General features: G+C 52.9%; 24 protein-coding genes. 9 read left to right on the top strand and 15 right to left on the bottom strand.

Annotation, left to right across the window (positions count from 1 at the left end):
• Positions 1-46: 46 nt before the first annotated feature.
• On the bottom strand, positions 47-106 hold the full coding sequence (gene ypfM / locus HV352_RS06490) for a protein YpfM (protein ID WP_001386977.1): 60 nt from the start codon (positions 104-106) through the stop codon (positions 47-49).
• Positions 107-495: 389 nt separating this feature from the next.
• On the opposite strand from ypfM, the gene HV352_RS06485 reads away from it, so the two are divergent.
• The 3 genes from HV352_RS06485 to HV352_RS06475 are packed head-to-tail and all read left to right on the top strand — an operon-like array spanning position 496 to position 2,211.
• A complete protein-coding gene (locus HV352_RS06485; protein ID WP_016153966.1) occupies positions 496-852 on the top strand; it encodes an ArsC family reductase in 357 nt (118 codons plus the stop codon).
• 3 nt (positions 853-855) lie between these two features.
• Entirely contained in the window at positions 856-1,983 is a 1,128-nt protein-coding gene (gene dapE / locus HV352_RS06480) for a succinyl-diaminopimelate desuccinylase (RefSeq protein WP_016153967.1), read from the top strand.
• Between the two features lie 27 nt (positions 1,984-2,010).
• Positions 2,011-2,211, top strand: a complete 201-nt coding sequence (locus HV352_RS06475) for a YpfN family protein (RefSeq protein ID WP_003835080.1) — start codon at positions 2,011-2,013, stop codon at positions 2,209-2,211.
• A gap of 48 nt (positions 2,212-2,259) precedes the next feature.
• Here HV352_RS06475 and ypfH read toward each other — a convergent pair whose 3' ends face one another.
• The 6 genes from ypfH to dapA form a co-directional block, all read right to left on the bottom strand.
• Positions 2,260-2,958, bottom strand: a complete 699-nt coding sequence (gene ypfH, locus HV352_RS06470; RefSeq protein ID WP_016157110.1) for an esterase — start codon at positions 2,956-2,958, stop codon at positions 2,260-2,262.
• Between the two features lie 73 nt (positions 2,959-3,031).
• Positions 3,032-5,047 carry a GNAT family N-acetyltransferase gene (locus HV352_RS06465; protein ID WP_181635297.1) on the bottom strand — a complete coding sequence of 672 codons (2,016 nt, stop codon included), beginning with the start codon at positions 5,045-5,047 and terminating at the stop codon, positions 3,032-3,034.
• A gap of 15 nt (positions 5,048-5,062) precedes the next feature.
• Positions 5,063-5,929 carry a neutral zinc metallopeptidase gene (locus tag HV352_RS06460; protein WP_016153970.1) on the bottom strand — a complete coding sequence of 289 codons (867 nt, stop codon included), beginning with the start codon at positions 5,927-5,929 and terminating at the stop codon, positions 5,063-5,065.
• Positions 5,930-6,057: 128 nt separating this feature from the next.
• The gene (gene purC / locus HV352_RS06455; RefSeq protein WP_181635296.1) at positions 6,058-6,771 is read right to left on the bottom strand and encodes a phosphoribosylaminoimidazolesuccinocarboxamide synthase; all 714 of its coding nucleotides are present in this window, start codon (positions 6,769-6,771) and stop codon (positions 6,058-6,060) included.
• Between the two features lie 111 nt (positions 6,772-6,882).
• Positions 6,883-7,917 (bottom strand): outer membrane protein assembly factor BamC, encoded by a 1,035-nt coding sequence (gene bamC / locus HV352_RS06450; protein ID WP_016153971.1) that lies wholly within the window; start codon positions 7,915-7,917, stop codon positions 6,883-6,885.
• A 16-nt stretch (positions 7,918-7,933) separates the two neighbouring features.
• A complete protein-coding gene (dapA, locus tag HV352_RS06445) occupies positions 7,934-8,812 on the bottom strand; it encodes a 4-hydroxy-tetrahydrodipicolinate synthase (protein WP_016153972.1) in 879 nt (292 codons plus the stop codon).
• A 145-nt stretch (positions 8,813-8,957) separates the two neighbouring features.
• On the opposite strand from dapA, the gene HV352_RS06440 reads away from it, so the two are divergent.
• On the top strand, positions 8,958-9,530 hold the full coding sequence (locus HV352_RS06440; RefSeq protein WP_003037954.1) for a glycine cleavage system transcriptional repressor: 573 nt from the start codon (positions 8,958-8,960) through the stop codon (positions 9,528-9,530).
• Positions 9,530-10,000: a thioredoxin-dependent thiol peroxidase gene (bcp, locus tag HV352_RS06435; protein WP_003835095.1), complete on the top strand. Its 471-nt coding sequence runs from the start codon at positions 9,530-9,532 to the stop codon at positions 9,998-10,000. Before HV352_RS06440 ends, bcp begins: the two co-directional genes overlap by 1 nt.
• A 115-nt stretch (positions 10,001-10,115) precedes the next feature.
• On the opposite strand, the gene iadA is transcribed toward bcp, so the two are convergent.
• From iadA to HV352_RS06415, 4 genes are all read right to left on the bottom strand, one after another.
• Positions 10,116-11,279 (bottom strand): beta-aspartyl-peptidase, encoded by a 1,164-nt coding sequence (iadA, locus tag HV352_RS06430; protein ID WP_046275208.1) that lies wholly within the window; start codon positions 11,277-11,279, stop codon positions 10,116-10,118.
• 11 nt (positions 11,280-11,290) lie between these two features.
• Positions 11,291-11,752, bottom strand: coding sequence for a YjiG family protein (locus HV352_RS06425; protein WP_003037948.1), 462 nt, complete (start codon positions 11,750-11,752; stop codon positions 11,291-11,293).
• A gap of 1 nt (position 11,753) precedes the next feature.
• Entirely contained in the window at positions 11,754-12,413 is a 660-nt protein-coding gene (locus tag HV352_RS06420) for a nucleoside recognition domain-containing protein (RefSeq protein ID WP_016153974.1), read from the bottom strand.
• Positions 12,414-12,579: 166 nt separating this feature from the next.
• Positions 12,580-13,644, bottom strand: a complete 1,065-nt coding sequence (locus HV352_RS06415; protein WP_016153975.1) for an AI-2E family transporter — start codon at positions 13,642-13,644, stop codon at positions 12,580-12,582.
• Between the two features lie 226 nt (positions 13,645-13,870).
• Here HV352_RS06415 and bepA point away from each other — a divergent pair, with 226 nt between their 5' ends.
• Both bepA and arsC read left to right on the top strand, forming a co-directional pair.
• Positions 13,871-15,334 carry a beta-barrel assembly-enhancing protease gene (bepA, locus tag HV352_RS06410; RefSeq protein WP_075847663.1) on the top strand — a complete coding sequence of 488 codons (1,464 nt, stop codon included), beginning with the start codon at positions 13,871-13,873 and terminating at the stop codon, positions 15,332-15,334.
• An 87-nt stretch (positions 15,335-15,421) separates the two neighbouring features.
• Entirely contained in the window at positions 15,422-15,781 is a 360-nt protein-coding gene (gene arsC, locus HV352_RS06405; RefSeq protein WP_075847660.1) for an arsenate reductase (glutaredoxin), read from the top strand.
• 35 nt (positions 15,782-15,816) lie between these two features.
• Here arsC and HV352_RS06400 read toward each other — a convergent pair whose 3' ends face one another.
• The 4 genes from HV352_RS06400 to HV352_RS06385 all read right to left on the bottom strand — a co-directional run bounded on the left by HV352_RS06400 (position 15,817) and on the right by HV352_RS06385 (position 20,239).
• Positions 15,817-16,518, bottom strand: coding sequence for a DnaA inactivator Hda (locus HV352_RS06400; protein WP_200049399.1), 702 nt, complete (start codon positions 16,516-16,518; stop codon positions 15,817-15,819).
• A gap of 95 nt (positions 16,519-16,613) precedes the next feature.
• On the bottom strand, positions 16,614-17,903 hold the full coding sequence (gene uraA, locus HV352_RS06395; RefSeq protein ID WP_016157119.1) for a uracil permease: 1,290 nt from the start codon (positions 17,901-17,903) through the stop codon (positions 16,614-16,616).
• A gap of 95 nt (positions 17,904-17,998) precedes the next feature.
• Positions 17,999-18,625 (bottom strand): uracil phosphoribosyltransferase, encoded by a 627-nt coding sequence (gene upp, locus HV352_RS06390; RefSeq protein ID WP_003835110.1) that lies wholly within the window; start codon positions 18,623-18,625, stop codon positions 17,999-18,001.
• 183 nt (positions 18,626-18,808) lie between these two features.
• The gene (locus HV352_RS06385; protein ID WP_181635295.1) at positions 18,809-20,239 is read right to left on the bottom strand and encodes a 6-phospho-beta-glucosidase; all 1,431 of its coding nucleotides are present in this window, start codon (positions 20,237-20,239) and stop codon (positions 18,809-18,811) included.
• A gap of 295 nt (positions 20,240-20,534) precedes the next feature.
• Here HV352_RS06385 and purM point away from each other — a divergent pair, with 295 nt between their 5' ends.
• Positions 20,535-21,572 (top strand): phosphoribosylformylglycinamidine cyclo-ligase, encoded by a 1,038-nt coding sequence (gene purM / locus HV352_RS06380; protein ID WP_181635294.1) that lies wholly within the window; start codon positions 20,535-20,537, stop codon positions 21,570-21,572.
• Positions 21,569-22,213, top strand: a complete 645-nt coding sequence (gene purN, locus HV352_RS06375; RefSeq protein ID WP_181635293.1) for a phosphoribosylglycinamide formyltransferase — start codon at positions 21,569-21,571, stop codon at positions 22,211-22,213. Before purM ends, purN begins: the two co-directional genes overlap by 4 nt.
• Positions 22,214-22,388 lie beyond the last annotated feature (175 nt).

The following is a 22,388-nucleotide window of genomic DNA, read 5'->3' as shown; positions in this document are numbered from 1 at the left end:
GTCGCCTTTTATTATCCTTTGCAGGATATGAATTTCTTCCAGAAAATTATTTACGAAGCATCACTTCGATAAAGTCTTTCCAGTTCCCCAGTTCACGTTCAATCATAACAACCTCTCTTATTATTATGGGCATTCTACGAAATCATCATCATAAAAAGAAGATCATTTAACCAATGGTTGCGATTACATCCTCCAGTGTTCGGGGGTATATGTAATCACTATGCGCTAACCCCATAAATTTTATGTGACTTACTGCAATATTTTGAAATATTCATACATCATCTACGACTTTGGCAATTCTGATGGAAAAACAGGCTGATGCAAACAGGCAAATTCTGATTTTCAGTTTCCCGTGAATTTTGGAACTTTCAGGAATCATTATTCACCATTCAACAACAATGTTATATTTTTCTATAACGGTTCGATGACAATATGTATTATTCATGTTTATAGAACACGAGAATAAATATTCAAAATACGTCAATAAGGATTCAAATGATCACCCTCTACGGCATTAAGAATTGCGATACCATTAAAAAAGCCAGACGCTGGCTGGAAGACAATGGGGTCGACTACCGCTTCCATGATTATCGCGTCGACGGCCTGGACAACGCGTTATTACACGCCTTTATCAGCGAATTAGGTTGGGAGGCGCTGCTCAATACACGTGGAACCACCTGGCGCAAACTGGATGAAGCCACACGTAACCAAATCACCGATGCGTCCTCTGCTGCTGCATTGATGATTGAAATGCCTGCAATTATCAAACGCCCATTGCTCTGCGCGCCGGGTAAGCCTATGCTGCTTGGCTTTAGTGAATCCAGTTATACGCAGTTTTTTAATGAGGTATAGTCTATGTCGTGCCCGGTTATTGAGCTGACACAGCAGCTTATTCGCCGTCCTTCCCTGAGCCCGGATGATGCCGGGTGCCAGGCGTTAATGATTGAACGCCTGCGCGCGGTAGGTTTTACCGTTGAGCGTATGGATTTTGGTGACACACAGAATTTTTGGGCATGGCGCGGCAAAGGTGAGACTCTGGCATTTGCCGGTCACACTGACGTAGTGCCTGTCGGCGATGTCGATCGTTGGATTAATCCACCGTTCGAACCGACCATTCGCGATGGCATGTTGTTCGGGCGTGGCGCAGCCGATATGAAAGGCTCACTGGCGGCAATGGTCGTGGCCGCAGAACGTTTTGTCGCCCAGCATCCGAACCATCAGGGTCGTCTGGCGTTTTTGATAACCTCTGACGAAGAGGCCAGCGCCCAAAACGGCACCGTAAAAGTGGTTGAAGCACTTATGGCACGCAATGAACGACTGGATTATTGTCTGGTTGGCGAGCCGTCCAGCACGGAAATCGTTGGCGACGTGGTGAAAAATGGGCGTCGTGGTTCACTGACCTGCAATCTGACCATTCACGGCGTGCAGGGCCACGTAGCCTACCCGCATCTGGCCGATAATCCGGTACACCGCGCGGCGCCAATGCTCAATGAACTGGTGGCGATTGAGTGGGATCAGGGCAACGAATTCTTCCCGGCGACCAGCATGCAGATTGCCAATATTCAGGCAGGAACCGGCAGCAACAATGTTATTCCCGGCGAACTGTTTATCCAGTTCAACTTCCGTTTCAGCACCGAATTAAACGATGAAATGATTAAGTCCCGGGTGCTGGAGCTGCTGGAGAAACATCAGCTGCGTTATACCGTCGACTGGTGGCTTTCCGGTCAGCCGTTCCTGACCGCACGCGGTAAACTGGTGGATGCGGTGGTGAACGCCATTGAGCACTATAATGAGATTAAACCGCAGTTACTGACTACAGGCGGGACGTCCGACGGGCGTTTTATTGCCCGCATGGGGGCACAGGTAGTAGAACTGGGGCCGGTCAACGCCACCATTCATAAAATTAATGAATGTGTTAATGCCGCCGACCTGCAGCTGCTTGCCCGTATGTATCAACGTATCATGGAGCAACTCGTCGCCTGATGAGTGTTCCTGTAAGAGGAAATGAGCATGGACTGGCTGGCAAAATACTGGTGGATTCTGGTGTTGGTGTTTCTGGTAGGCGTATTGCTGAACGTGATTAAAGATCTCAAGCGCGTCGACCACAAGAAATTTCTTGCCAATAAGCCGGAGCTTCCCCCGCATCGTGATTTTAACGATAAATGGGATGACGACGACGATTGGCCAAACAAGGATCAACCGAAGAAATAAGCCAACGTAGGCCGAATGGCGGTTTCACATCGCCATTCGGCCTGCGGGTTAAATCATCTCAATCACATCATCATCGTGAGGCTTACCGCCGCTCAGCGCTTCATCAAAGTAGTGCTTCGGTACGGTAAAACGCAAGTGGTCGAGCGCAAACTGCATACTGCGTTCATCAATAGCGTGCCCCAGATTTTCGACGATATCCAGCGTCACATCCCCACCGGCGCGAATTAACGCCTCCTGCGCGGCAACGGCATGAGATAACTCAATCACCCGGTCTTCACCGCCGTGAATCAAATGCACCGTCGTCGCGGTGGTTGCAACCTCCGGCAACGTGGCATAGCGACCATTAAAGGCGATGACCCGCGACGCCAGCCCAGGCTCGGCTTTAATACTCTCAAGCGACATAATCGAGCCCTGAGAAAAACCAATCAGCGCGGTCGCCTGAGGCGAAACGCCGCTTTGCTTCTGCCAGTAGCGAACGGTTTCGATAAAGACCGGCATAATCGCGTCAATACGCGCCTGGCGGTTCTCTTCCGTTATCCCCTGTACCGAAAACCACTGACGCCCGGAAGTCGTACCATAAGGCTCTGCCCCGCCAATGCTGACGATTAGCGCATCCGGAAACAGCGGCGCAAACCAGGAGCCAATTTCGCCCATGGCAACCGGGTTATCGCCGACGCCATGAAACAGCAACAAGAGCTGTTGAGCGGGTTTATCGGGACTTTGAACAACAAAATGGTCATGTTTCATGGCGATCTCCTTAACTGATGAGAATCATTCTACGCCGCTTAACCGCAATGACCATGCCAGGAAATTGAAGAAGTTAGTGAAAAAATTGCCATTGCATAATGCGATTATGTAGCCGTTGTTCACGCTCAGCATCCAGCTGTTTTAAGGCCTGCGCCGCCTCGGCGCGCTGAACTGCCAACAGCGCTTTGCGACCCGATATTTTCAGCTGTTGGCACAATTCAGCATCGCTGCGTTGAGCCTGTATACGCCCGCGTAATGCCGGAAGAGGCAACTCGCTGTGCTCAAGCAAACGACTCAGACAACCTAATGATGTCAGTAATGGTCGATGCGCGAAAGCAAACCCAGCCAGCTCACCCCAGTCATCCTCATTAAGCGTAGTCTCTTTCAGTGGTACCAGCGGAATGCGCTCTGCGTTCCACTGAGCAAGAATCTCCGCATCCCGTCGCAGGCGCTGGTGCGCCCGCCAGGCAAGGCGTTTTCCCGCTTCGCTGATGGGCAGCACCGCCATAGCGGTATAACAGCCGCTGCTGGCTTCCCGATGATTACCCATCCGTACCAGGACAAAACCGCAGCGCTGCCAGAAACGCCATAATTCAGCCGTATAACCAAAGCTGACGGACAGATAGTCGCACTGCGTGCAATAGTGCCGGGCCTGCAGAATCAGCTGTTGCCCAATACCTTCCCTTTGACGCGCGGGATGAACCGCAATTCGACTGACCCGCCGCCCGACGAGCGTCGCCGCCAATGGATCTCCGCCGTGCGCCGCCAGTGACTGCGCAACCAGATTTCCTCTTGGTCGGCGATATCCGGCCCAGACGGCCTGGCTTAATTCTGCGGATAATCCCCCCTCGTCGACCAGCCAGACGGCTCCCGCCACCGAGTCAGCAGCCGAAGCCTGAAGAAAATGCTGACCCGGCGCGTCCATCATTCGCCGCAGATCCAGTGGCGAGGTGCGATAATGCGCACCGGAAAGTAGCTGATATACCGCTAACGGCAGCGCCGGGTTTGTCTGCCATGAGAGTTGATCAAATGCCGAGAAGTTAAGCTCCCCCAAGGGGGCATGCGCAAAGGTTTCGTCGTCAAACACCAGCGCATCGCTGACGATTTTCTCCAGCGGACATCCCTGCGCCCAGCGTACGGGTTGTTGCAACTCATAGCGTCGAAGATGGGGAAAGCGGGCGCAAAATTTCAGCAAAAAGCCTCTGCCGGTTCCCTCGTAGCCCTGTACGGTGGTGGTTAACAGCGTACGAGGGAAACGCGCAACCAGTTGGTGTAGCAGCGGCGCGGGGATCGCGGCGGCTTCATCCACAATCAGCCAGTCTGCGGTTGCAGAGCTGCTTAACAGCGCATCCGGGGCCATAAAGCGGTAACGCTCTGCGGCAAATTGCGCCAGCACATCCGTTGCCGCTTTAGCAGGCGCGGTGACAATCGCGGTCCCGTTGATACGTGCTATCAGTTGCCCTGCCAGAGCCGATTTGCCCCGGCCACGTGCAGCTGTGACCGCAGCCACGCCGGGAGGCATATCCAGCAACTGGGTTAAAATCATCGCCTGTTCTGGCTGAGGGTCACCGGTTGCTGCGTGCCAGACTGCACGAACAGGAAAACGCGGGCTGGAAACTGCGTGATGCTGCTGCCAGTGCAGAGCCTGTCCGTCACGGGAAATCACCCGTTTGACATGTTCAACAAAGTGCGGCGTTGGGATAGGTTCAGCACAGTCGCTCCAGCGCAGTGAATCCATGTCCGGATGCGTGTGCCAGGTATGCCAGGGGGGAGTCAGCAAAACCAGCCAGCTCCCGGCGATCAGCGTTCCGCTTAAGGCGGCAAACGACGCAGCGTCAAATCCCTGCCCGGCGTCAAAAACCGCATGACGAAATTCGCGGCCTAATAACGTTTGCAGCGCCTGTGGCGTACAGTTCGGCTCAGCAGGGGCTTGTGCGCCCACCCATAACCAGTCGCCGGGTAACGTGTCGCGTAGCGCTAAAGCCCGCTCCTGACACCAGTTCCCCTCACCACTGATAATCAGCAGACGACGGATCCCTTCGTGGGCCATCTGTTCGGTTAACGCGCTCAGCGCCGTGTTATCAGACATCCCTGCCTCAGTAGCTTAAATGCCTTTACCAAAAGTATTACATTGTCCCGGATCGCCGCTGTCAAAACCGCGTTTGAACCAGCTAAGCCGCTGCTCAGAAGTGCCGTGGGTAAAGCTGTCCGGCACAACGCGTCCTTGTCCCTGCTGCTGCAGGCGATCGTCGCCAATAGCCTGAGCGGCGTTCAGCGCTTCAGCCAGGTCGCCGGACTCCAGCACGCCCTGCTGCTGCATACTGTTGCCCCAGACGCCGGCAAAGCAGTCCGCCTGCAGTTCCATACGTACGGAAAGACGGTTCACCTCAGCCTGTGAGGCATTCTGCTGCATCTGGCGAACTTTCGGTTCAATACCCAGCAGTTTCTGCACGTGGTGGCCCACTTCATGGGCGATAACATAGCCCTGAGCAAAATCACCATCGGCGCCCAGCTTGTTTTTCATGTCATCATAAAATGAGAGGTCGATATACACCGTGCCATCCGCCGGGCAGTAAAACGGCCCCATCACGGACTGACCCGCGCCACAGCCAGTACGCGTCGCTCCGCGATACATTACCAGCTTCGGCTGTTGGTAGGTCCGGCCCATTTTTTCAAACTGCTGCCCCCAGGTATCTTCCGTGGTGGCCAGAATCACCGAGGTAAATTTTGCTGCTTCATCATCATTTGGGCTGATGGAGTGTGATGATTGCTGTTGGGAAACTGGCTGGCCGGTCATTAATCCGGTGAGATCCACGCCATAATATCCCGCCACCAGCACCACAATCAGCAGGATGATGCCGCCTTTACCACTGGGCAAACGAAAACCAGGGCCGCCTATAGAAGGGCCGCCACCGGAGCTATTTCGTCTGTCTTCCACATTGTCACTTTCACGACGCCCTTGCCAGCGCATAATCACCTCAACTTTTTATTCATTATGATGATGATCGTAGGCGGTTCGGAACAGGATTACCATAAGAAACAGTAATCAAAATCGGCGGGATTGATGAGCCGGAGAGCGATCGCCGGCTCAGGGGAGGGTTAGTCTAACTTCACACCCAGACGATGCGCGACGGCTTCATAGGCTTCGATCAGGCCGCCCAGGCTCTGGCGGAAGCGATCTTTGTCCATTTTATCCAGCGTTTCTTTGTCCCACAGACGGCTACCGTCCGGTGAGAACTCATCGCCCAGGACCACTTCACCTTTATACAAACCAAACTCAAGTTTGAAGTCGACCAGAATCAGACCGGCATCATCAAACATCTTTTTCAGCACGTCGTTGGCTTTGTAGGTCAGCTCTTTCATACGCGCCAGATTATCTTTGCTCACCCAACCAAAAGTTTCACAATAGGAATCGTTAATCATTGGATCGTGCATAGCATCGTTTTTCAGGAACAGATCAAACAGCGGCGGATTCAGTTCAATACCTTCCTCAACGCCTAAACGCTTAACCAGGGAACCTGCTGCGCGGTTACGAACCACACATTCAACCGGTACCATCTCCAGTTTTTTCACCAGACATTCAGTATCGGAAAGCAGTCGCTCCATCTGGGTAGGAATGCCCGCTTCTTGCAGTTTAGTCATAATGAAATGGTTAAACTTGTTGTTCACCATGCCTTTACGATCAAACTGTTCAATGCGCGCGCCATCCCCTGCTGACGTATCATTGCGGAATTCGAGCACCAACAGGTCCGGGTTTTCCGTGCTGTATACGGTCTTCGCTTTACCACGATACAACTCAGCTTGCTTTTGCATCTTTATTACTCCTGGGTGTGAATTAACGATAAATATTGCGTTTTTCTGCCGACGCACACGTTTGCGTATCATATCAGAAAAAAAGGGCTGGAGTTATCCAGCCCTTTATTTTTACTTACTGAACGCTGCCTGGAAGACGGCGACCAGCGCGTCGTTCTGGCTTTGCGTCAGGGTATGCCCCTTCGGATCGATAAACTGCAAGCTACTGCGGTTGTCTAAATCACCGACCTGCAGTTTATAGTCGCCGGATACCAGACCCGGATCGCTTGCGCCCAGCTCCTGCCAGTTACTATCAGACAGTGGTTTGTAGGTCACGGCGATGCTGCCCTGAGAACGGGTGCTGTCGGTCACTTTCATCCCCACTTTCTCAAGCGCTGCCGGCAGACGCTGCCATACCACGTTGAACGGTCCACGTACCACCAGCATCGGTAAACCGGTGTCATCGGCAGCACTCTGAACATCCATGGTGGCGGCAGAGCGGTTCTGCGCGGCATTCGCGGCATCAGTGGCGTTCTTATCCAGACCTGCGGAGATAACGTTCATCATCTCAGCGCTGTAACGCTGCATTGATGCTGGATCAGCTACGGGTTTACCCGCCTGCTCGAGGTTAATCAGTTTCACCGTTACCGCTTGCTGATAACCCTGCGGTTTAACCGAGATTTGATAACGTCCACGGTACTGCTCGTCTTCATCCAGACGGTTCCAGTTAACCCAGTCGGTGGTCAACGTCTGGCTGGCATCATCACGTTTGGTGATCGTGTAGTTTTTAGACTGAATGACGCTAACGACCTGTGGCCACAGCGTGTTGCCACGACCATTTTCCACCAGCAATGTCGACGTATCACCCGCGATCTGAGTGCGAGCGCCGGTGACTAATGCTAACGGCTGAGCCGGCGGGCGAATGTCCAGCGCTTTACCAACGGCACCGCTGCCGTTGGTGACCGGGATATTATAGTCACCCGACATAACCGGCAGAATCATCCCAGCTGGAGCGTGAAGCTCAGCAAGCGGTGCGGCCTCCAGATAGGATTCATCACCGCTCACTTGGCGCTTATAACGCGAGTCAGAACTACAGGCCGCGAGCAACATAACAAGCGAAACACCCGCAACCTTGGCCAGGCGCGACTTTTGTACTGAGTAAGCCATCAAATCTCCCTAAACTTTACAGCAAACCGGCATGCTTAAGCGCCGCCTTGACGATTTCACGAGCATTATCCGTGATTGGCGTCATCGGCAGACGTAGCGTATCGGTCGCCACAAGTCCCAACTCCTTACACGCCCATTTCACTGGGATAGGATTGGGTTCGACAAATAGTTTGTTGTGTAACGGCATCAGACGCTGGTTAATCACCCGCGCCTCGGCAAAGTTCCCGGCTGCCGCCAGTTTGCACATTTCGGCCATATCGCGTGCCGCAACGTTAGACGTCACGGAAATCACGCCATGACCACCGAGCTGCATAAAATCCAGTCCGGTCGCGTCATCACCGCTGAGCAGAATAAAGTCGTCTGAAACCAGCTCTTTGATCTGGTGAACGCGACTTAAGTTCCCCGTGGCCTCTTTAATAGCGATAATATTTTTTACTTTCGCCAGGCGACCAACGGTTTCCGGCAACATATCGCAGCCGGTACGGGACGGTACATTATACAGAATTTGCGGCAGGTCAGTATGTTCAGCGATGGCTTTGAAATGCTGGAACAAACCTTCCTGGGTTGGGCGGTTGTAGTAAGGCGTCACCGTCAGGCAGCCGACAACACCACTGTCGTTGAAACGCTGCGTCAGACTAATGGCTTCCGCGGTCGCATTAGCGCCGGTTCCGGCAATCACCGGAATACGCCCGTCGGCCAGCTCCAGGGTCATCATCACCACATCGCCATGCTCATCATGACTCAGGGTGGCAGACTCACCGGTGGTGCCAACCGAAACGATCGCCGAGGTGCCGCTGGCGACATGATAATCAATCAGTTTTTTCAGGCTCGACCGGCAGACTTTACCTTTCTCATCCATCGGCGTAACAAGCGCGACAATACTTCCCGTGAACATGGGCCATCCTCTGTGCAAACAAGTGTCTCAATGGTACGTTTGGTACGACAATAAAAGCAAGCGACCAGAGCCGTTCTGATTGTTGTATGCATGTTTTTTTTATGCTTTCCTTATGATTACCTCACCGCTCAAAGGAAGAACAGGTTTGACATCGTCATCGCAACACTATCTGGTCATTACTGCGCTGGGTGCTGACCGCCCGGGAATTGTGAACACCATCACACGTCATGTCAGCAGTTGCGGCTGTAATATCGAAGACAGCCGACTGGCCATGCTGGGTGACGAGTTCACGTTTATCATGTTGCTGTCGGGCACCTGGAATGCCATTACCCTAATTGAATCAACCTTGCCGTTGAAAGGTGCAGAGCTGGATTTACTGATTGTGATGAAGCGCACGACCGCACGCCCCCGTCCGGCGATGCCCGCTACGGTATGGGTGCAGGTCGATGTTCCTGATTCTCCGCATTTGATTGAACGCTTTACCGCCCTGTTTGACAGCCACCAAATGAATATTGCGGAACTGGTTTCACGCACGCAACCGGCTGAGAACGGAAAGGCGGCACAGCTGTTTATTCAAATTACCGCACATAGTCCTGCGTCACATGATTCGGCAAATATTGAAGATGCGTTTAAAGCACTCTGTACAGAACTCAATGCGCAAGGCAGTATTAACGTCGTCAATTACTCACAGCATGATGAACAGGATGGAGTTAAGTAATGAACCCACTGAAAGCCGGTGATATCGCACCGAAATTTAGCTTGCCGGATCAAGACGGAGAACAAGTAAATTTAACCGACTTCCAGGGACAGCGTGTTCTGGTTTATTTTTACCCGAAAGCCATGACACCCGGCTGTACCGTACAGGCCTGCGGCCTGCGCGATAACATGGATGAGTTAAAAAAAGCAGGTGTTGAAGTACTGGGAATCAGCACCGATAAACCAGAGAAGCTTTCCCGATTCGCGGAGAAAGAAGTCCTTAACTTCACGCTCCTGTCCGACGAAGATCACCAGGTTTGCGAGCAGTTCGGCGTCTGGGGTGAGAAGTCATTTATGGGCAAAACCTATGATGGCATCCACCGCATCAGCTTCCTGATTGATGCTGAAGGGAAAATTGAGCATGTGTTTGATGACTTCAAAACCAGCAACCACCACGACGTGGTAATGAACTGGCTGAAAGAGAACGCCTGATTTACATTTTGCCGGATAGCGCCTGATGGTGACGCCACGCGTCTTATCAGGCCACCATCCGCATAACTCCGTAGCCGGATAAGGCGTTTACGCCGCCATCCGGCATCAACGTCGTTTATTCAAACGTCCCTTTTACACAGGCTTTTTTCTCTCTGACGACGGCTTTGCCCTTCGCCCACAGGTGATGAACTTCAAGCGCATCATTGAGCACCAGAATGTCGGCATCGCATCCCACCGCCAGACGCCCTTTATGTTCCAGTCCCAAAAATTCTGCGACCGTTCGCGTCAGCGGACACAGCGCCAGTTCCAGCGGTATGGCATGAACCTTCACCAACTGGCGCACTGTTTCAGCCAGTGATTCAAACCCTGCGACACCGATGCCGGTAAGATTACCGTAGTCATCAAATTCCGGCTGGCTACCGTTGCCATCCGAACTCAAGGTAATACGCGACAGCGGCACGTTCTGGCGTAGCGCCGTGGCGATAGCCGTGGCCGGGTCGACGGGTTCATCAATGCTGCTGGTAATGTCGATATAACCGCCTTTGCGGGCATACTCCAGCGCCGACTGAAACAACGGTTCCGCACGATTGACGTGTGTGGGCAGCAGCTTGGTAATCGGTACATCGCAACTTTCGAGGATCTGGTACAACGGCTCCAGCATGCGCGGGCTGTCGCCCATATGGAAGACGCTAATCCCCGGCTTGCGCCCTAACAATCCGCCAACGCGCGACTGCGCCGCCATGTTTGCCAGCGCCGAGGTGTCCGGGGCTGAAGAACGATGGTCTGAAACAGCACATTTCACGCCAATGATTTTATCGATCAGCGCCACATCGCGATCGATACTGCCGGTGATGGTCGGGGAAGGCAGAGAATACGCCCCGGTCAGCATCCATGCGCTGATGCCTTCAAATTCCAGCGCGCGGGTTTTCGCCAGCAGCGATTCAGGGTGACGGGTAATACCATCTGTCCCCAGCAATCCCACCACCGAGGTGACGCCAGCTTCAACCAGCCGCGACAAGCGCACTTCCGGCGTGCGGGTGTGCGGCCCTGCTTCTCCGCCGCCGCCAATCAGATGGACGTGTTGATCGATAAATCCTGGGCACACAATCGCACCGTCAAGATTGATACACTCGCAGCCTGGAAAATCGTCAGGGGAAATCGACGGCGCGATGGCAACAATTTTGCTGCCAGACACCAGTATATCCTGGCGTCCTAAATCTTCCGGCGCGTACACGTGTCCCTGCAGGAACAACGTCAAATTAAGAATGGAACAGTTCATAACCTTCCTTGTCAGGCAATAACCTGCATAACCCAAATAGAGAGCAGCGCATTAATTACGCATACCGCAATAATAAGCGGGTAATAACGGGGATGGACCCCCGCGGTACCCAGACAGCGTCCCACATTTTGCACCGGATTGCCCATCAGGTAGATAGCCGGTAACAGCACCGTAGCATCATGTCCCGAAAGCGTACCGGCGACAACCAGGCTGGCGCAAACACCGACGCCGCCTCCCATACTCATCACCGCCGCCAGCAGTACGGTAGCAGATTCCCCCGGCAGTCCCCACAGCGCCATTACCGGCTCACATACCCGCCCGACAATCTCGAGCAGTCCCGTCACCTTCAGCGCCTGAATAATCACAAACGCCATTACCACGTTAGGCAACAGGCTGGTTGTTGCAATAGTGAATCCGCGCCGTGCGCCATCGATAAACATATCCATGACGTTTTTACGTACTTGCGTTGTCATCTCACGCCTCCTGCTGCGTACGGCGATTTTCCAGCTGCGCAATCCACAAACGCAGCAGGTTCGCACCCACAAATTTGAAGACAAGGATCACCGCCAGCGGCGTAATCACCGGAACGGTAACCATCGTAAACAGCGCGGCACCCGAGGAAAAATAGTTGGTAATACACGCACTGCCGCTGGTTTGCCAGCAGGCAAAAATTGCACGTTCCTGTTCAGTGATAATGCCCTCTTCCGCCATTTCTTTAGTCATCCCTGCCGCAGCATCGGTATTTTGCAAATTCGCAATCAGCGCCAACGAGCAAATACCCGGAATACCGAGTAACGGGCGCAGGACTGGCGTCATCAGTTGCTGTGCCGCACGCAACCCTCCCAGCCCTTCGGTGACGGAAATTATCCCGAGTGAAAGAATGACGGAAGGCGCCAGCTCAAGCGCGAATAAGAAGCCGTCTTTTGCGCCCATACCGCCCGTGCCGCGAAAAGAGACCGCCGTGTCCCCCGCCGCATTAATCTGCCCAAACGCACCGTTGAGAACGGTGAAATCAAAGACTCGCCACCATTCGGTACTTTTCGCAAACATGCCGGAAAAAAGAATAATCGTAATAAAAAAAGCGAGATATCCGCCCCATCCCACCTTCTGCTGCGTGTGTGTGTTGTGACCCATTTTGTTCTCCTGTTGGCCTTATTCCTTGCGTGACTTAAAGACATCACGCGGGTCAAGTTAAAGACAAACGCAGAGAAAAACGACACCAGAAGAGATTATTCAGAATGTGTGGATAGAGGTCAGACAAGTTCGGCTCCGGCGACATTGCATCGCCGGAGCAAACAGATTAGGGTTCATCAACGACCTGACCATCCGGCCAGGCATGCATTACCGCTTTGATTAACGTCGCCAGAGGAATCGCAAAGAATACGCCCCAGAATCCCCACAGGCCGCCGAATATCACCACTGAGAGAATAATCACCAGCGGATGCAGATTTACCGCCTCGGAGAACAGCACCGGCACCAGCAAATTACCGTCCAGCGCCTGGATTATCAGATATACGGCAAAACAGCTCCAGAACTCGGTGCCAAGCCCGAACTGGAACAATGCCACACCGACCACCGGAATAGTGACCACGAAAGCGCCGATATACGGGATCAGCACGGAGAAGCCTACCAGCACCGCCAGCAGCAGCGAATAGTTGAGGCCAAACAGCAGGAAGCCGAGCCAGGTCGCCACGCCAACCACCACCATTTCCAGCACCTTGCCGCGGATATAGTTGGTGATTTGCTGGTTCATCTCTTTCCACACCTGCCCCGCCAGTCCGCGATTACGCGGCAGCACCCGACGCACTGCGTTCAGCATTTGTCCTTTATCTTTGATCAGGAAGAACACCATCAACGGGACGAGAATCAGATACACCGCCAGCGTCAGCAATCCGACCAGTGAAGCCAGCGAATATTTCACCACCGAATCGCCCATGGTGAGCATTCGCGAGCGCATATTCTCCGCCATCGCATCAATAATGCCCGCATCCATCAGCGCCGGATAACGCCGCGGTAAGGTGGCGGCAAAATCAGACAATTTATTGAGCATGCCGGGCATATCGCGGATCAGGTAGATCCCCTGTTGCCATGCAACGGGCATTACCACAAACGCCATCAGCAGCAAAATACCGACAAACACCACCAACACAATCGATGTCGCCCAACGCCGTGAACAACCAATATGTTCCAGCCGTACTGTCGGCCATTCGAGCAGGTACGCCAGCACAATGGCGACCAGCAGCGGCGCCAGAAGACCGCTAAAAAAGAACAGGATGCCAAAACCGGCAACCAGAATAATCAGCAAGGCGATGGCTTCGGGGTCGCTAAAGCGGCGGCGATACCATTGCATCAACATTTCGAGCATAAAACCCTTCCATGAATCCAATAGCGGGATTGCGATCCCGAATTGTATCGAAATGTCACAAAAAAGACTTCGCTTTTTATAGCGGATTACGCAAAGTGAAAAGACATTTTTCCTGGGTGTTCATCGTCAGGTTTCGCAGTTACACTCCCTAAGCTTGCGGAGTGTGAACGATACTTCACGGCATTGGTCAAATGGCTATCTCAAAAAAGAATACAGGACAGAGGTTATGTTCAGGCAGTTGAAAAAAAACCTGGTTGCTACCCTCATTGCTGCACTGACCATCGGTCAGGTTGCGCCCGCATTTGCAGAAACCGCGGACACCCTGCCTGATATGGGAACCTCGGCAGGGAGTACGCTTTCCATAGGACAGGAAATGCAGATGGGCGATTATTATGTACGCCAGCTGCGCGGCAGTGCGCCATTAATTAACGATCCGTTGCTGACGCAATACATTAATGCGCTGGGGATGCGTCTGGTCTCGCACGCCGACTCGGTAAAAACGCCCTTCACCTTCTTTTTGATTAACAACGATGAAATCAACGCCTTTGCTTTCTTTGGCGGCAACGTTGTTTTGCACTCCGCACTGTTCCGCTATTCCGATAACGAAAGCCAACTGGCATCGGTTATGGCGCACGAAATATCCCACGTTACGCAGCGTCACCTGGCGCGTGCAATGGAAGACCAGAAACGCAGCGCGCCGCTAACGTGGGTGGGTGCGTTAGGGTCAATTTTATTGGCGATGGCCAGCCCGCAAGCAGGTATGGCGGCGCTGACCGGTACGCTGGCGGGTACACGTCAGGGGATGATTAGCTTTACGCAGCAAAACGAACAGGAAGCAGACCGCATCGGTATTCAGGTACTGCAACGCTCGGGATTCGATCCCCAGGCCATGCCGACGTTTCTGGAAAAATTGCTCGATCAGGCCCGTTACTCTTCGCGTCCACCAGAAATTTTGCTGACTCACCCCCTGCCAGAAAGCCGTCTGTCGGATGCCCGTAACCGCGCCAACCAAATGCGTCCGGCTGTCGTCCAGTCTTCAGAAGATTTTTATCTGGCCAAGGCACGCACCTTAGGCATGTACAACTCTGGTCGCAACCAGCTGACCGATGACCTGCTGAGTAACTGGTCGAAAGGCAACATACGTGAGCAACGTGCGGCGCAGTATGGCCGGGCATTGCAGGCAATGGAGGCCAGTAAATATGACGAGGCACGTAAAACACTGCAACCGCTGCTAGCGGCAGATGCTAACAATGCCTGGTATCTCGACCTGGCAACGGATATCGATCTCGGCCAGAAGAAAACCAGCGATGCCATTAATCGGTTGAAAAACGCCCGCGACCTGCGCACCAACCCGGTACTGCAGCTCAACCTGGCAAATGCGTATTTACAGGCCGGGCAAGCCAAAGAGGCAGCGACCATCCTGAATCGCTATACGTTTAGCCATAAGGACGACCCTAACGGCTGGGATCTTTTAGCGCAAACGGAAGCCAACCTGAACAACCGTGATCAGGAACTGGCAGCCCGCGCGGAAGGGTATGCCCTCGCAGGACGTCTGGATCAGGCTATTTCGATGCTCAGCAGCGCAAGCTCACAGGTCAAGCTGGGTAGCCAGCAGCAGGCCAGATACGATGCCCGTATCGACCAGCTACGCCAACTGCAAGAGCGCTTTAAACCGTATACGAAAATGTAATTATCGACCCCTTGCCGGATGGCGATATGTAGGCCAGATAAGGTCTTTTGGTCGCCATCCGGCAGGATTGTTATGCAAGGAGAAGTCATGTCAGACGCGATTAAAATCTACCATAACCCACGCTGCTCCAAGAGCCGTGAAACGCTGGAGTTACTGAAGTCCAACGGTGTGGCCCCGGAAGTGGTGTTGTATCTGGAAACCCCGGCTGACGCCACAACCCTGCGTGAATTGCTGCAGATGCTGGGCATGTCCAGCGCGCGCGAGCTGATGCGCCAGAAAGAAGATCTCTATAAGTCACTTAATCTGGCGGACGTAAATCTGAGTGAAGATGCGCTGATTCAGGCAATGGTGGAAAATCCGAAATTGATGGAGCGCCCGATTGTGGTTGCCAAAGGCCAGGCGAGAATTGGACGCCCGCCGGAGCAGGTACTGGAAATCATCGGTTAACCTGAAACCTGCCGCAGTCTTTTCGGCTGCGGCGCTTACAGCTTCAGTATCTCTTTTACGAATGGAATGGTCAGCTTACGCTGGGCGGTGATCGATGCATGATCAAGCTGATCCAACGTCATAAACAGCGTACGCATTTCTCGATCCAGACGCTTGAGCAGGAAGCGTCCCACATCTTCCGGCAGTTCAAACCCACGAAGTCTGGCGCGTAATTGCAACGCCTGCAGCTTATCTTCATCGGAAAGCGGCTGCAGCTTGTAGATTTGTCCCCAGTCCAGGCGCGAGGCGAGATCCGGCAACCCCAGATTCAGCTGTCTTGGCGGGCGATCGCCGGTGATCAGCAGACGCGTTTTCCCCGACTCCAGGATGCGGTTGTAGAGATCAAAGATCGCCATTTCCCACAGCGAATCCCCGGCCACACATTCGATGTTATCGATGCATACCAGCGATAAATGCTCCATACCGTCGAGCACCTCGGGGACGAACCAGGTACGCTTGTCGAGCGGCACATAGCCTACCGCATCGCCGCGCGCGGACAGTTCCGCACAGGCTGCATGCAGCAAATGACTACGGCCAGCGCCTTCACGCGACCAGAGATAAATATACCCGCTATGGTCCTGACGCAGCACGTTTTGCAGTGCAGCCAGTAAAGAGGAGTTATCCCCCGGCCAGAAACTTGCGAAAGTTTCGTCGTCAGGAAGATAAAGTGGCAAAGAGAGCTGTGCCGGTGTGTTCAGAGATACCTCAACCCAGGATTTCATAAAATCGCGTTGAGTTTAACACAGAAATACGTCGTGATAGAACCGGGCAGCATCGCCACCCGGTAAGAGATTTACTGTTGCGGACTGTCGGCATCTTCCGCGTCAAGCACGACTTCTTCCGGACGCAGCAGGCTGATAACTTTGAAAATCAGGCTCAGACAAACGCCAACAATGGTCGCCAGCGCCATGCCTTTCAGCTCAGCGGCACCAATGTGAACTTTCGCACCACTCACGCCAATGATCAAAATAACCGAGGTCAGGATCAGGTTTTGCGCTTTGTTGTAGTCAACTTTTGACTCGATCAGTACGCGAATACCGGAAGCACCAATCACGCCGTACAGCAGCAGCGATACGCCACCCATGACCGGCAGTGGAATGATTTGGATCGCCGCCGCCAGCTTGCCCACACAGGAGAGCAGAATGGCAAAAATTGCCGCGCCGCCGATAACCCAGGTACTGTAAACACGAGTAATCGCCATTACGCCAATATTTTCACCGTACGTGGTGTTCGGCGTAGAGCCGAAGAAACCAGAGATAACCGTAGACAGGCCGTTGGCAAACATTGAACGATGCAGGCCAGGATCGCGAATCAAATCTTTTTTCACGATATTCGCCGTTACCACCAGGTGTCCAACGTGTTCAGCGATGACCACCAGCGCCGCCGGCAGGATGGTCAGAATGGCAACCCATTCAAAGCGCGGCGTGTAGAACGTTGGCAGAGCAAACCAGTGGGCCTGCGCAATCGGCGTGGTGTCCACGACCCCCATCACGAAGGAGAGCGCGTAGCCGGCCAGCACCCCAATCAGAATCGGGATAATCGCCATAAAACCGCGGAACAGTACAGAGCCAAATACCGTAACCGCCAGCGTCACCATTGAGATGATGATGGTTTTTGAATCCGGTAATTGTCCCTCTGCTGGCAGTAACCCCGCCATGCCCGCAGCGACGCCAGCCAGCTCCAGACCGATGACGGCAACGATTGCGCCCATCGCCGCAGGAGGGAACATGACATCCAGCCAGCCGGTTCCTGCTTTCTTAACGATGAAAGAAACCAGGCAGAACAGAACGCCGCACATAATGAAACCACCCAGCGCCACTTCATACCCTAACGGCAGCAACAGCAGTACTGGGGAAATAAATGCGAAGCTGGAACCCAGATACGCAGGAATTTTACCTTTACAGATAAAGAGATACAGCAACGTACCAATGCCGTTAAACAGCAGAACGGTAGCCGGGTTGATGTGGAACAGGACTGGCACCAGAACCGTTGCGCCAAACATAGCGAACAGGTGCTGCAAACTAAGCGGGATTGTCTGTAAAAGCGGCGGTCTTTCACTCACCCCGATAGCACGGCGCGTCATAGTGTTTTCCTCTGAGTGTTGTTTGTTATTAGCCTTGGGTTGTTATATTCAAAAAAAAGCCGACTCTTAAAGTCGGCTTCTTTTCACTTATTCGTTTACTTGGTACCAAAAATCTTATCGCCGGCATCGCCGAGCCCTGGAATAATGTATCCGTGCTCGTTCAACCCCTGATCGATGGAGGCCGTGTACAGCTCAACATCCGGGTGCGCTTTTTCCAGTGCCGCGATACCTTCCGGTGCCGCAACCAGGACCAGCACTTTAATGCTGGTGCAGCCTGCATTTTTCAGCAGGTCGATGGTGGCGATAACGGAACCGCCGGTTGCCAGCATCGGGTCAACGATCAGCGCCATACGCTCATCGATGTTAGATACCAGCTTCTGGAAGTACGGAACCGGCTCCAGCGTTTCTTCGTTACGGTACATACCAACCACGCTGATACGCGCGCTCGGAACGTTTTCCAGTACGCCTTCCATCATGCCCAGGCCCGCACGCAGGATTGGCACAACGGTGATTTTTTTACCTTTGATTTGGTCAACTTCAACCGGACCGTTCCAGCCTTCAATGGTCACCTTTTCGGTTTCCAGACCAGCGGTTGCTTCATAAGTCAGCAGGCTGCCAACTTCCGAGGCGAGTTCACGAAAGCGTTTAGTGCTGATGTCGTTTTCACGCATCAGTCCCAGCTTGTGTTTGACGAGTGGGTGTTTGACTTCCACGATCTTCATACTCTTCTCCTTTCCTCAGACGAGTGGCAACCACAAAAAAAATCGCCGGATTATACCGCTTTTCGTCTCTGGCGCAACACTGGATACGCTTGATATGGATCAACCAAAGTCGTTTGCGTCTGGATGATGAGTATAAAACAAGCCCCGCATTATTGGCGGGGCTGGCTGTCAATACTATGAATTTTATAGATATTCAGCATTGGTCTGGATAACGTTTTGATACCATGAAAAAGATTTCTTCGGCAAGCGTGCTAACGTTCCGCTTCCGTCATTATTTTTATCAACATAGATAAAGCCGTAGCGTTTTTTCATCTCCCCCGTCCCGGCCGAGACTAAATCAATACAGCCCCACGGGGTATAGCCCATCAGGTCCACGCCATCTTCCACTACCGCTTTTTTCATTTCGCTGATATGTGCGGCCATATAGTCAATACGATAGGAATCATCTACCGAGCCGTCGGCCTGCTGCACGTCAATCGCACCAAAGCCGTTTTCGACGATAAACAGCGGCAGTTGGTAATGATCCCAGAACCAGTTCAGCGAATAGCGCAGACCAACGGGATCAATCTGCCAGCCCCAGTCCGATTTCTGCACGTACGGGTTGGAAACCAGGCTTTTCGACTCGTCGTAGTCCAGCTGTGGGTTGTCTGCCGTGGCCTGCGTTGCGAAAGACATATAGTAGCTAAAGCCGATGTAATCGACACAACCCTCGGTCAGCGCCTGACGGTCTTCCTCGGTGATATCAAGATCAAAGCCACGCCGGGCAAAGTAGTTGAGAAGATGCTGCGGGTATTTGCCGCGCACATGGACATCGGTAAACCAGTAACGCCGGTGCATGGCGTTCATCGCCATCATCATATCGTCCGGCGCGCAGGTCAGTGGATAGATAGGACACATGGCAATCATGCACCCTATCTGCAATGCCGGGTTAATCTCACGCGCAGCCTTTACCGCCAGTGCGCTTGCCACCAGTTCATAGTGCGCCGCCTGGTACATAACCGGCTCGCGGTCTTCACCGGGCTGGTATTTCAGGCCAGAGTTAGTAAAAGGCGCGAAGTCTTCGTGATAATTTGCCTGGTTGTTAATTTCATTAAACGTCATCCAGTACTTCACTTTGTGCTGGTAACGGGTAAAAACCACTGCGGCAAAACGGACAAAGAAATCGATAAGCTTACGGTTACGCCAGCCGCCATATTCCGTCACCAGATGGTATGGCATCTCGAAATGCGACAACGTAATCACCGGTTCAATGCCATATTTCAGGCATTCGTCAAACAGGTCATCATAGAACTGCAGGCCAGCCTCATTGGGTTGCGCTTCGTCGCCTAAGGGGAAAATACGCGTCCAGGCAATCGAAGTACGAAAACATTTAAACCCCATTTCGGCAAACAGTTTAATGTCGTCTTTATAGCGGTGATAAAAATCGATGGCGTCGTGGTTAGGGTAGTTTTTACCGGCAATCACACCGTCAGTGATTTCACGCGCCACGCCATGCGCCCCCGCCGTCATGACATCGGCAACGCTAATTCCTTTTCCACCTTCCTGCCAGCCACCTTCCAGTTGATGAGCGGCTACGGCACCACCCCACATGAAATCTGCTTTAAATCCTGACATCCCCTTCCCCTCTCGTGATTACTCTGTGCAAAACGCTGTTGATGAGGTCTGCAACAGAAAACAGAAACCGGTTTCAGTACGATACTGTGTATTCAGCAGGCAGGTTTCAAGCACAAGACTGTACCCGGTTTCATTTTCGTGGCGCAGTTCAAACAAATAGATAAATGATTGTAAAATGCTGAAAAAATCAGCACATAAAACTTGATGCAGAGCAGGCTCGCAAACGTTTGCTTTCCCTGTTAGAATTGCGCCGAATTTAACTTTTACTGCAAGTAAACATGTGGGGAAGCAGGCAGTGACCGATAAAACCTCTCTTAGCTACAAAGATGCCGGTGTTGATATTGATGCAGGTAATGCTCTGGTTGATCGAATCAAAGGCGTAGTAAAGAAAACTCGTCGTCCGGAAGTTATGGGTGGTCTGGGTGGCTTCGGTGCGCTGTGCGCATTGCCGCAAAAATATCGTGAACCGGTACTGGTTTCCGGCACTGATGGCGTCGGCACAAAACTGCGCCTGGCGATGGATCTGAAACGCCACGACACTATCGGCATTGACCTCGTCGCAATGTGCGTCAACGATCTCGTGGTTCAGGGCGCTGAGCCGCTGTTTTTCCTCGACTACTATGCTACCGGCAAACTGGATGTGGATACCGCAGCCAGCGTCATTAACGGTATTGCCGAAGGCTGTCTGCAGTCTGGCTGTGCGCTTGTCGGCGGTGAAACGGCTGAAATGCCGGGGATGTACCACGGCGAAGATTACGACGTGGCAGGCTTCTGCGTTGGCGTCGTCGAAAAATCTGAGATCATCGACGGTTCAAAAGTGGCTGACGGCGACGTACTGATTGCACTCGGCTCCAGCGGTCCGCACTCCAACGGCTACTCTCTGGTGCGCAAAATTGTTGAAGTTAGCGGTTGTGACCCGGAAACCACCGAGCTTGAAGGCAAGCCGCTGGCCGATCACTTACTGGCCCCGACCCGCATTTATGTCAAATCCATTCTGGAACTGATTGAGAAGGTTGATGTGCATGCCATTGCCCACCTGACCGGCGGTGGCTTCTGGGAAAATATTCCACGCGTTCTGCCAGACAACACGCAGGCTGTGATCGACGAATCTTCATGGCAGTGGCCAGCCGTCTTCAACTGGCTGCAAACGGCGGGTAACGTCAGCCAGCATGAGATGTATCGCACCTTTAACTGCGGCGTAGGCATGATTATCGCCCTGCCAGCTTCTGAAGTGGACAAAGCCCTTGCTTTGCTCAATGAGAAAGGTGAAAACGCATGGAAAATCGGTATCATCAAAGCTTCTGATTCCGAACAGCGTGTGGTCATTGAATGAAAAACATTGTGGTGCTCATTTCCGGCAACGGAAGCAATTTGCAGGCGATAATGGATGCCTGCGAACAGAATAAAATCAATGGCACCATACGTGCAGTATTCAGTAACAAGGCCGATGCGTTCGGCCTTGAGCGCGCACGCGAAGCGAATATTCCTGCACACTCGCTGGAAGCCGCCCAGTTTGCCAGTCGCGAAGCATTCGACCAGCAACTGATACAAGAGATCGACGCTTATGCCCCCGATCTCGTGGTGCTGGCCGGTTATATGCGCATTCTAAGTCCGACGTTTGTTGCTCACTATTCTGAACGATTGCTGAATATCCACCCGTCATTATTGCCGAAGTATCCTGGCCTGCACACGCACCGTCAGGTTCTGGAAAACGGCGATGAAGAGCATGGCACCTCCGTCCATTTCGTCACCGATGAACTGGACGGCGGACCGGTTATTCTCCAGGCCAAGGTTCCGGTATTTGAAGGCGACAGCGAAGATGATGTCACGGCACGAGTCCAGGCCCAGGAACATACCATTTACCCGCTGGTGGTAAGCTGGTTTACTGATGGTCGCCTGAAAATGCGTGATAACGCAGCATGGCTGGACGGCGTTCGTCTGCCGCCACAAGGCTACGCCGCCGACGAAGAATAAAATCAACCTGTAAACCGGATCTCACCATCCGGTTTACAGGCATAAATACCTTTTCCGGTTAACATCTCCGGTATTCATCTACGCTCCCCCCTTTCTCTTTCCTATCAGACGGTTTATTGTCATATTTTTCTGGCACTGTTGGACATCTGAGAGCAATGCTCGCCATAATAAATCG

The sequence above is a fragment of the Citrobacter sp. RHBSTW-01044 genome, assembly GCF_013781945.1.
GTDB classification, from domain to species: Bacteria; Pseudomonadota; Gammaproteobacteria; order Enterobacterales; family Enterobacteriaceae; genus Citrobacter; species Citrobacter braakii.
The sequence above is the reverse complement of the archived record's forward strand: the minus strand, read 5'-3'. Positions and strand labels throughout refer to the sequence as shown.